The sequence below is a fragment of the Streptomyces sp. SM1 genome (genome assembly GCF_002910825.1).
In the GTDB taxonomy this organism is placed as follows: domain Bacteria; phylum Actinomycetota; class Actinomycetes; order Streptomycetales; family Streptomycetaceae; genus Streptomyces; species Streptomyces okerensis.
This window is the reverse complement of the sequence record NZ_NEUB01000774.1, coordinates 1-9,744: the sequence shown is the minus strand read 5'-3', so window position 1 is coordinate 9,744 and position 9,744 is coordinate 1. Positions and strand designations below refer to the sequence as shown.

The 9,744-nt window shown below is 73.0% G+C and carries 11 protein-coding genes; 8 read left to right on the top strand and 3 right to left on the bottom strand.

Annotated elements, in window-relative coordinates; genetic code table 11:
* Positions 1–137 precede the first annotated feature (137 nt).
* The 8 genes from B9S61_RS23770 to lgt all read left to right on the top strand — a co-directional run bounded on the left by B9S61_RS23770 (position 138) and on the right by lgt (position 6,272).
* Complete coding sequence (locus tag B9S61_RS23770) at positions 138–389, top strand: HGxxPAAW family protein (protein ID WP_103544085.1); 252 nt, start codon at positions 138–140, stop codon at positions 387–389.
* An 80-nt stretch (positions 390–469) separates the two neighbouring features.
* Positions 470–913: a DUF2752 domain-containing protein gene (locus tag B9S61_RS23765; RefSeq protein ID WP_103544084.1), complete on the top strand. Its 444-nt coding sequence runs from the start codon at positions 470–472 to the stop codon at positions 911–913.
* Positions 914–1,040: 127 nt separating this feature from the next.
* Positions 1,041–1,850: an indole-3-glycerol phosphate synthase TrpC gene (gene trpC / locus B9S61_RS23760; protein ID WP_103544083.1), complete on the top strand. Its 810-nt coding sequence runs from the start codon at positions 1,041–1,043 to the stop codon at positions 1,848–1,850.
* A 23-nt stretch (positions 1,851–1,873) separates the two neighbouring features.
* Positions 1,874–2,089, top strand: coding sequence for a tryptophan biosynthesis modulator TrpM (gene trpM, locus B9S61_RS41680; protein ID WP_103544082.1), 216 nt, complete (start codon positions 1,874–1,876; stop codon positions 2,087–2,089).
* 67 nt (positions 2,090–2,156) lie between these two features.
* Entirely contained in the window at positions 2,157–3,440 is a 1,284-nt protein-coding gene (gene trpB / locus B9S61_RS23750) for a tryptophan synthase subunit beta (RefSeq protein ID WP_103544081.1), read from the top strand.
* Positions 3,437–4,252 carry a tryptophan synthase subunit alpha gene (trpA, locus tag B9S61_RS23745; protein ID WP_103544080.1) on the top strand — a complete coding sequence of 272 codons (816 nt, stop codon included), beginning with the start codon at positions 3,437–3,439 and terminating at the stop codon, positions 4,250–4,252. The genes trpB and trpA overlap by 4 nt, the downstream gene beginning before the upstream one ends.
* Positions 4,253–4,391: 139 nt before the next feature.
* Entirely contained in the window at positions 4,392–5,171 is a 780-nt protein-coding gene (locus tag B9S61_RS23740) for a thioredoxin domain-containing protein (RefSeq protein WP_103544079.1), read from the top strand.
* A gap of 96 nt (positions 5,172–5,267) precedes the next feature.
* Positions 5,268–6,272 (top strand): prolipoprotein diacylglyceryl transferase, encoded by a 1,005-nt coding sequence (lgt, locus tag B9S61_RS23735; RefSeq protein ID WP_103544078.1) that lies wholly within the window; start codon positions 5,268–5,270, stop codon positions 6,270–6,272.
* 298 nt (positions 6,273–6,570) lie between these two features.
* Here lgt and B9S61_RS23730 read toward each other — a convergent pair whose 3' ends face one another.
* The 3 genes from B9S61_RS23730 to B9S61_RS23720 form a co-directional block, all read right to left on the bottom strand.
* A complete protein-coding gene (locus B9S61_RS23730) occupies positions 6,571–7,401 on the bottom strand; it encodes a CoA ester lyase (RefSeq protein WP_103544077.1) in 831 nt (276 codons plus the stop codon).
* The gene (locus B9S61_RS23725) at positions 7,398–8,648 is read right to left on the bottom strand and encodes a CaiB/BaiF CoA-transferase family protein (protein WP_103544076.1); all 1,251 of its coding nucleotides are present in this window, start codon (positions 8,646–8,648) and stop codon (positions 7,398–7,400) included. Before B9S61_RS23725 ends, B9S61_RS23730 begins: the two co-directional genes overlap by 4 nt.
* Positions 8,645–9,744, bottom strand: a 1,100-nt coding sequence (locus tag B9S61_RS23720; protein ID WP_103544075.1) for an ADP-ribosylglycohydrolase family protein, incomplete at its 5' end; no start/stop codon positions are given. The genes B9S61_RS23720 and B9S61_RS23725, both read right to left, overlap by 4 nt.

The following is a 9,744-nucleotide window of genomic DNA, read 5'->3' as shown; positions in this document are numbered from 1 at the left end:
CCCACCCCCGCACCCGGCCGCGCTCGACCGGATCCCCTCCGCCCCGGCGGCACCCCCGATCACCCGGGACCGGGTCGTGCGGGATGATGGTGGGGAGCGCCCTGCTCAGACACGGACACAGCAACGAGGAGCAAGCAATGGCGGGCAGCAACCACGGTCACACCCCGGCCGCCTGGACCGGTGTCATCATCGCCTTCATCGGTTTCTGCGCCGCGGGCGCGTTCATGGTCATGGACCAGCCCGTGGGCTTCTGGGCGAGCCTGGGTGTCGTCCTCCTCGGCGGTGTCGTCGGCTTCGTCATGCGCTCGATGGGCATGGGCCAGCCGAAGGACGCCCACCCCGTGCACCGGACCACCGGCGACTCGGCCCCGGCCGGCGCCCGGAGCTGAGCACCACCCGGCACCCAGGAGCAGGGGCGGCGGCCCGCACGGCGGAGCCGGAACCGCCCCTGACCCGCGTCCGGGGCACAATGCACTCTGTGAACGCCCCCAGCCCCAGCGTGCCCCGCGGCGGCGGCAGGACGGCCCGGCTGGCCGTCCCCGCCGGGCTCCTCGCCGCCGTCACCGGAGCCTTCGCCTACGTCGGGGCCGTCGACCCCAACGAGCCCGGTCACTACCCCGTCTGCCCGCTGCTGCATCTCACCGGCCTGTACTGCCCCGGCTGCGGCGGTCTGCGCAGCGCGCACGCCGTCGCCCACGGCGACCTCCTGGCCGCCCTCCAGGCCAACGCGCCCGCTGTCCTCGGCTACGCGGGCTTCGCCGTGCTGTGGACCGTCTGGGTGGTCCGCGCGGCACGCGGCGGACCACCCCTGCGGATCGATCCGCCGCCGGTCCTGCTGTGGTTCCTGGGCGCGTCGCTGCTGGTCTTCACGGTGGTCCGGAACCTGCCGTTCGGCGGCTGGCTGCATCCCTGATCACCGTGGTGGAGCGTCCGGGTGGTGGGACCGGCGTCAACCGGATGCGGGGCATCCTCCCTGCTCCGGATACCATCGCAGTGACCAGTGACATCGAAGACCGACCGTAGGGAAGGGGGCCGCTCGCGTGAGTGTGCTCGACGAGATCATCGACGGAGTCCGTGCCGACCTCGCGGAGCGGCAGGCGCGCGTCAGCCTCGACGAGCTCAAGGAGCGCGCGGCGAAGGCACCCGCGGCCAAGGACGGCGTGGCCGCCCTGCGCGGCGACGGCGTCAAGGTGATCTGCGAGGTCAAGCGCTCCAGCCCGTCCAAGGGCGCGCTCGCCGCGATCGCCGACCCGGCCGGACTCGCCGCCGACTACGAGGCGGGCGGCGCGGCCGTCATCTCCGTCCTCACCGAGGAGCGCCGCTTCGGCGGCTCGCTGGCCGACCTGGAGGCCGTCCGCGCGCGAGTGGACATCCCCGTGCTGCGCAAGGACTTCATCGTCACGTCGTACCAGCTCTGGGAGGCCCGCGCGTACGGTGCCGACCTGGCGCTGCTGATCGTGGCCGCCCTCGACCAGCCGGCCCTGGAGTCGCTGATCGAGCGCGCGGAGTCCATCGGGCTCACCCCGCTCGTCGAGGTGCACGACGAGGACGAGGTGGAGCGCGCGGTCGACGCGGGCGCCAAGATCATCGGCATCAACGCGCGCAACCTCAAGACCCTCGAGGTGGACCGCGGCACCTTCGAGCGGGTCGCCCCCGAGGTCCCCGCCCACCTGGTCAGGGTCGCCGAGTCCGGTGTCCGCGGCCCGCACGACCTCATCGCCTACGCCAACGCGGGCGCCGACGCCGTGCTGGTCGGTGAGTCCCTGGTCACCGGCAAGGACCCCAGGACGGCCGTCTCCGACCTGGTGGCGGCGGGCGAGCACCCGGCCCTCCGCCACGGCCGCGGCTGATCCGCCCCGGTAGGCTGACCCCGATGACCGCCCCGATCACCCCGGCCTCCAGGGACCCGTACGCGCGCCTGGCGAGAGGCTGCCGCCCGCGCGGCTGCCGCGCTCCCGCACGCAGGGTCCACGGCCGCAGGGTCCGGTACGTGATCGGGGACGAGCCCGGGCAGGTCAACGGCATGCGATGGCAGCACCCTGCTGTTCAGGGGCGCGGGGAACTGCGCGACCGGCCACCCACGGCCTGAAGCAGGCCGGCAACCCCCGCCCCCACGGCGAATCGTGCCCGACACAAACTCACCGTGAGGTACCCGCATGCCCAGCACCTTCTTCATCCCCGACCCCGAGGGGCGGATCCCGAGCACCGAAGGCTACTTCGGCGCCTTCGGCGGCAAGTTCATTCCCGAGGCCCTCGTCGCGGCGGTCGACGAGGTGGCCGTCGAGTACGACAAGGCCAAGTCCGACCCCGAGTTCGCCCGTGAACTCGACGACCTCCTGGCCCACTACACCGGCCGTCCCTCCGCATTGACGGAGGTCCCCCGCTTCGCCGGGCACGCCGGCGGAGCCACGATCTTCCTCAAACGCGAGGACCTGAACCACACCGGCTCGCACAAGATCAACAACGTGCTCGGCCAGGCGCTCCTCACCAAGCGCATGGGCAAGACCCGCGTCATCGCCGAGACCGGCGCCGGGCAGCACGGCGTGGCCACGGCCACCGCCTGCGCGCTCTTCGGCCTCGACTGCACGATCTACATGGGCGAGATCGACACACAGCGCCAGGCCCTGAACGTGGCCCGGATGCGCATGCTCGGCGCCGAGGTCATCGCCGTGAAGTCCGGCAGCCGCACCCTCAAGGACGCCATCAACGAGGCGTTCCGCGACTGGGTCGCCAACGTCGACCGCACCCACTACCTCTTCGGCACGGTGGCGGGCCCGCACCCCTTCCCGGCGATGGTCCGCGACTTCCACCGCGTCATCGGAGTCGAGGCCCGGCGCCAGCTCCTGGAACGCGCCGGACGGCTGCCCGACGCCGCGATCGCCTGTGTCGGCGGCGGCTCCAACGCCATCGGACTCTTCCACGCCTTCATCCCCGACCCGGACGTGCGCCTCATCGGCTGCGAGCCCGCCGGACACGGCATCGAGAGCGGCGAGCACGCGGCCACCCTCACCGCGGGCGAGCCCGGCATCCTGCACGGCTCCCGCAGTTACGTCCTCCAGGACGACGAGGGGCAGATCACCGAGCCCTACTCCATCTCGGCCGGCCTCGACTACCCGGGCATCGGACCCGAGCACGCCTACCTCAAGGACAGCGGCCGCGGCGAGTACCGCGCGGTGACCGACGACGCCGCCATGCGGGCCCTGCGCCTGCTGTCGCGCACCGAGGGCATCATCCCGGCCATCGAGAGCGCGCACGCCCTCGCCGGAGCCCTGGAGGTCGGCAGGGAGCTGGGCAGGGACGGACTGATCGTCGTCAACCTGTCCGGACGCGGCGACAAGGACATGGACACCGCCGCCCGCTACTTCGGGCTGTACGACACCGACGCCGAGGTCGCCGCCGACGAGGCCGGCACCGCCGAGATCGAGGGGGACGCCAAGTGAGCGGGAACGTGCGGCTGCTGGACGACACCCTCGCCGCGGTCAGGGCCGAGGGCCGCTCCGCCCTGATCGCCTACCTCCCGGCCGGGTTCCCGACCGTGGACGGCGGCATCGAGGCGGTCAAGGCCGCGCTGGAGGGCGGCGCCGACGTCGTCGAGGTGGGTCTGCCGCACAGCGACCCCGTCCTCGACGGCCCCGTCATCCAGACCGCCGACGACATCGCCCTGCGCGGCGGTGTGAGGATCGCGGACGTGATGCGCACGGTCCGGGAGGCACACGCGGCCACCGGCAGGCCGATCCTCGTCATGACCTACTGGAACCCCATCGACCGCTACGGCGTCGAGCGGTTCACCGCCGAGCTCGCCGAGGCGGGCGGCGCCGGGTGCATCCTGCCCGACCTGCCGGTGCAGGAGTCGGCGCTGTGGCGCGAGCACGCGGAGAAGCACGGGCTCGCCACCGTCTTCGTGGTCGCGCCCAGCAGCAGGGACGAGCGGCTCGCCGAGATCACCGCGGCCGGCAGCGGATTCGTCTACGCCGCCTCCCTGATGGGTGTCACCGGCACCCGGGAGTCGGTCGGCGCGCAGGCCGAGGACCTGGTCCGGCGTACCCGCGCCACCACCGGCCTCCCGGTCTGTGTCGGCCTGGGTGTCTCCAGCCCCGCCCAGGCCGCCGAGGTCGCCCGCTTCGCCGACGGTGTGATCGTCGGCTCCGCCTTCGTCAAGCGGATGCTGGACGCCCCGGACGACGCGGCCGGCGTCGAGGCCGTCCGCGCGCTCGCCGGCGAACTGGCCGAGGGCGTGCGCGGGCGGGCCTGACCGGGCCGGTTCCGGCAGGGGGACTGGCCGGCTCCGGCCGGGTCCCGGCCGGTTCTGCAGGTAGTCATACGGGTCCCTCGTACGGGTGGACCTGCGACCGGGGAGGCGCTGAGCGCCTCCCCGGTTCGTTCTGCGGGGTGTGAGCGAGAAGAAGCGAGAGGGAAAGCGCACCGCCAGGGAGCGGCTGGCGGCCGAGCGCGAGAAGCAGAAGGCGGCGGACAAGCGACGGCGCGCCCTGATCGTGGGCGCGAGCGTGGTCTGTGTCCTGGGGCTCGCGGCGGTGATCGGTGTCGTCGCCGCCAATTCCGGCGGCGACGACACCGAGAGCGACTCGGCGGGCCCGGTCGTGGCGCCCTCGGGCGCCCTCGGCAAGGACGGCACCGCCATCCCGGTCGGGAAACCGGACGCCAAGGCGACGCTCACGGTCTGGGAGGACTTCCGCTGCCCGGCCTGCAAGTCCTTCGAACAGGTCTACAGCCCCACCATCCATGAGCTGACCGAGGCCGGTCAGCTGAAGGTGGAGTACCACCTGGTCACGCTGATCGACGGCGGAATGGGCGGCACCGGCTCGCGCAACTCGGCCAACGCCGCAGCCTGCGCCCAGGACGCCGGGAAGTTCGCCGCGTACCACGACGTGCTGTTCGAGAACCAGCCGGTGGAGAGCGACGACGCCTTCGCCGACAAGGACAGACTGATCGACCTGGCCGGCAAGGTCGAAGGACTCGACACCCCCGCCTTCCGCGCCTGCGTCGAGGACGGCACGCACAACAGCTGGGTCGCCAAGTCCCACGAGGCGTTCCAGAAGGGCGGCTTCAGCGGCACACCGACCGTGCTGTTCGACGGCAAGAACATCTACGCGGACCGCGCGATGACCCCCGAGAAGCTCCGGCAGATGGTCGAGGAGGCGAACAAGGGGTAGCGCCGATCCTCCCGGGAATTCCGGGGTTCCTGTTATGGAGCCGTTGCCGGGCCGCCCACCGCGCGGCCGGTCCGGCACGGTAGCGTCGACCTTGCCATGGAACTTGCCTACATTCCCAGCCCGTCGAGCGGGGTGCTGTACCTCGGCCCCGTCCCGCTGCGCGGCTACGCGTTCTGCATCATCATCGGCGTCTTCGTCGCCGTCTGGCTCGGCAACAAGCGGTGGGTCGCCCGGGGAGGGCGAGCCGGCACGGTGGCCGACATCGCCGTCTGGGCGGTGCCCTTCGGCCTGATCGGCGGCCGGCTCTACCACGTGATCACGGACTACCAGCTGTACTTCAGCGAGGGCCGTGACTGGGTGGACGCCTTCAAGATCTGGGAGGGCGGCCTCGGCATCTGGGGCGCGATCGCCTTCGGCGCGGTGGGCGCCTGGATCGGCTGCCGGCGCCGGGGCATCGCGCTGCCCGTCTACGCCGACGCCATCGCGCCGGGTATCGCCCTGGCACAGGCGATCGGCCGCTGGGGCAACTGGTTCAACCAGGAGCTGTACGGGCGGTCCACGGATCTGCCGTGGGCGGTGGAGATCACCTCCTCCGCCGACGGACGGGTCCCGGGCACGTACCACCCGACGTTCCTGTACGAGTCGCTGTGGTGCGTGGGTGTGGCACTGCTGGTGATCTGGGCGGACCGCCGCTTCAAGCTCGGGCACGGGCGGGCGTTCGCGCTGTATGTCGCCGCGTACTGCGCGGGGCGGTTCTGGATCGAGTACATGCGGGTCGACGAGGCGCACGAGATCCTTGGCCTGCGGCTGAACAACTGGACCTCGATCCTGGTGTTCCTGCTGGCGGTGCTGTACATCGTGCTGTCCGCGCGGAAGCGGCCGGGGCGGGAGGAAGAGATCGAGCCGGGCGTCTCCGACGGGGGTGCGGCTTCTCCTGGGGAGGGGGACGCGGCTGCCGCCGGCGAGTCGTCGGAAGGCGGTTCCGAGGGCTCCTCTGAAGGCTCCGAGGGTGCTGAGGGCTCCGAGGGTGCTGAGGTTTCCGGAGGTTCCGAGTCCTCCGAGGACTCCAAGGACGGGGCCGGGTCGGCGAAGAAGGGCTGACCGGGCTGTTGTACGACGTCGAGGGCGCTCGGGTTTTCCGGGCGCCCTCGGTGTGTGTCGGGCGGGGGTGTCGCGCGACCCGGCGGTTGCGGAGTGCCGTCGCGCCCGCCCTCCCCCACTCTCGGCTTCGCTCGAGCGGGGGGACCCCCATCGCCCTGCGGCACGATTGCCCGCGGAGGTGCGGAGGTGCGGAGGTGCGGAGGTGCCGTCGCGCCCGCCCTCCCCCACTCTCGGCTTCGCTCGAGCGGGGGGACCCCCATCGCCCTGCGGCACGATTGCCCGCGGAGGGTGTGGGGGGCTAGGGGGTCTGGGGGAGGGTCAGGGTGCGGTGGGCTGTGGTTACCACTGCTTTGTCGATGAAGGTGCCGTCGGGGAGGGCCTGGGCGCCCTGGGTCATGGCGGCCGCCTTGAGCACGGTCTCCGCCTGTTCGATCTCCTGCTCCGAGGGCAGGTAGGCCCGCTCGATGACCGGGAGCTGCCGGGGGTGGATCGCGGCGCGGCCCAGGAAGCCCAGGGCGCGGCCCCGGGCGCAGGAGGCCATCAGACCGTCCAGGTCACGGGTGTCCGGGTGCACGGACTGGGTGGGCGGGGGCAGACCCGCCGCCCGCGCGGCGACGACCACCCGCGAGCGGGAGTAGTCGAGGCCGATGTCGTCACGTACGCCCAGGTCGGCCCGTAGATCCGCCTCCCCGATGGCGATACCGCGCAGGGACGGATGGGCGGTGGCCACCGCGTGGGCGCTTTCGATGCCGAGGGCCGACTCCAGCAGGGCGTACAGGGGCGGCACTCCACCGCGTGCGGACACCACCCGGCGTGCGACGCGTACGACGTCGGACGGGGACGACACCTTCGGCAGCCGCAGACCGGACAGTCCGGGGGCCGGGGCGACGGCCTCGAGGTCGGCGCGCCCCCAGGGGCCGGAAAGGGCGTTGACGCGGACGTGGACCGGGACCGGCTGGGGATCGCGCAGCAGCTCGGCGGTGGCCGACCGGGCGTAGGCCTTGCGGTCGGGAGCCACCGCGTCCTCCAGGTCGATCACCACGACGTGGGCCCCCGAGGCCAGCGCCTTCGCGACCACGGGGGGACGGTCGCCGGGCGCGTACAGCCAGGTCAGCGGGAAGCCCCTCACAGGGCGCCCTCCGCGCGCAGCTCCGCGAGGTCGTCCGGGTCAAGACCCAGTTCGGTCAGGACCGCCTCGGTGTCCGCGCCGTGCGGGCGGCCGGCCCAGCGGATCGCGCCCGGGGTGGCGGAGAGCCGGAAGAGGACGTTCTGCATGCGCAGCGGGCCCAGCTCGGGGTCGTCGACCGTGGTGATGGTGTCCAAGGCCTGGTACTGGGGGTCGGTCATCACGTCCCGTACGTCCTGGACGGGGGCGACGGCCGCCTCCGCCTTCTCGAAGGCCGCCAGGACGTCGGTACGGGTGTGCCGGGCGATCCAGCCGCCGACCGCCTCGTCCAGGACGTCCGCGTGCCGGGCCCGGTCCTCACCGCTGGCGAACCACGGCTCGTCGATCAGGTCCGGGCGGCCCACCAGCACCATCACGCGCTCGGCGATCGACTGGGCCGAGGTGGAGACGGCGACCCAGGTGCCGTCGGCGGTGAGGTAGGTACCGCGCGGGGCGTTGTTCTGGGAGCGGTTGCCGGTGCGGGGCTGGACGTGGCCGAGCTGGTCGTACCAGGTGGGCTGCGGGCCGAGCGCGGTCAGGATCGGCTCGATCAGGGCCATGTCGACGACCTGTCCCTCCCCGGTGCGGTCGCGGGCGGCGAGAGCCGTCATGATCGCGTACGCCGTGGTCAGGCCCGCGATGGAGTCCGCCAGACCGAAGGGAGGGAGGGTCGGCGGGGCGTCCGGTTCGCCGGTGATCGCGGCGAAACCGCTCATCGCCTCGGCGAGGGTGCCGAAGCCCGGCCGGTGCGCGTACGGGCCGAACTGGCCGAAGCCGGTGACCCGGGCCAGGACCAGACGGGGGTTCACGGCGGACACTTCGGGCCAGCCCAGGTCCCACTTCTCCAGGGTGCCGGGGCGGAAGTTCTCGACGACGACGTCGGCGGTCCCCGCCAGCCGCAGGAGGGTGGACCGGCCGCCGGGGGTGGACAGGTCCAGCGTGATGGTGCGCTTGTTGCGGCCGAGCATCTTCCACCAGAGGCCGATTCCGTCCTTCGACGGGCCGTGGCCGCGGGAGGGGTCCGGTTTCCTCGGATGCTCGACCTTGACGACCTCCGCGCCGAAGTCGCCGAGCAGGGTCGCGGCGAGGGGGCCGGCGAAGAGGGTGGCGAGGTCCAGGACGCGCAGGCCGGTCAGCGGTGCGTCGGCGGAGGTGGGGGAGGGGGAGGGGGCCGGGGGCGCCGCGGCGGGGGCCGGGTCGGAGGGCGTCATGGGCGGGAGGCCTCCAGATGGGTCAGATGGGCCAGGGTGTCGAAGCCGGTGCCGTTGAAGTCGCCCACGGAGGTGGCCAGGCGGTTCTTCAACGGTGCCGTCCAGCGTTCGGGGAGCGCGTGCGGCGACCCCGCGAGCAGGCCGGCGACGCTGCCGGCGGCGGCACCGTTGGAGTCGGTGTCCCAGCCGCCGGAGACCGCGCGGCAGACGGAGCCGGTGAAGTCGCCGTCGGCGTGGGTGAGCGCCGCGGCGATCAGGGCGGTGTTGGGGATGGCGTGCACCCAGTGGTGGGTGGCGGCGTAGGTCTCGTGAAGGAGGTCGACGACGGTGGTGAAGTCGGCGTGGGCGTGGGCCAGTTCGATGGCCTGCCGGACGGCCCGGGCGAGGCGGGAGCGGGGTGGGACCACGGTGAGGCCGGTGCGCAGGCAGGCGTGGACGTCATGGTCGCCCGTGGCGGCGGTGGCGATGACGGCGGCGGTGAACATCGCCGCGTAGACGCCGTTGGCGGTGTGGGTGAATGTCGCGTCGCGGTGGGCCTGCCCGGCGGCGGCGGCCGGGTCGCCGGGGTTGGTCCAGCCGTGCACGTCCGCGCGGATCAGGGCGCCGATCCATTCGCGGAAGGGGTTGTGGTGACGGGCGGTCAGCGGGGGCTCCAGGCCGCTGAGGAGGTTGCGGTAGGCGACGCGTTCGGCGGTGAAGGTACGGCCGGCGGGGAGTTCGTCCAGCCAGACGCGGGCCACGTCGGTGGTGGTGAACGCGCGGCCGTGGCGCTGGAGGAGGAGCAGGACGAGAAGGGCGTGGTCGAGGTCGTCGTCCTCCGGCATGCCGTCGATGTTCTCGGCGAGGGAGGTCGAGGCGGAGCGGCGGTTCCAGGGGTGGCGGGTGAGGAGGTCCCGGGGGACGCCGCGGGCGGTGAAGTAGGTGGCCAGGGGCCAGTTTCCGGCGGCCCGGGCGAGTTCGCGGATGGCGGTGAGGGGGAGTTTCTCCACCGGTTTGCCCAAGAGGCAGCCGACCGCTCTGCCGAGCCAGGCGGCTTCCAGGCGGGCCGGGGACGCCGGGCGGGACGACCCGCGTCGCCCGCCCGCGCCGTCCCGGG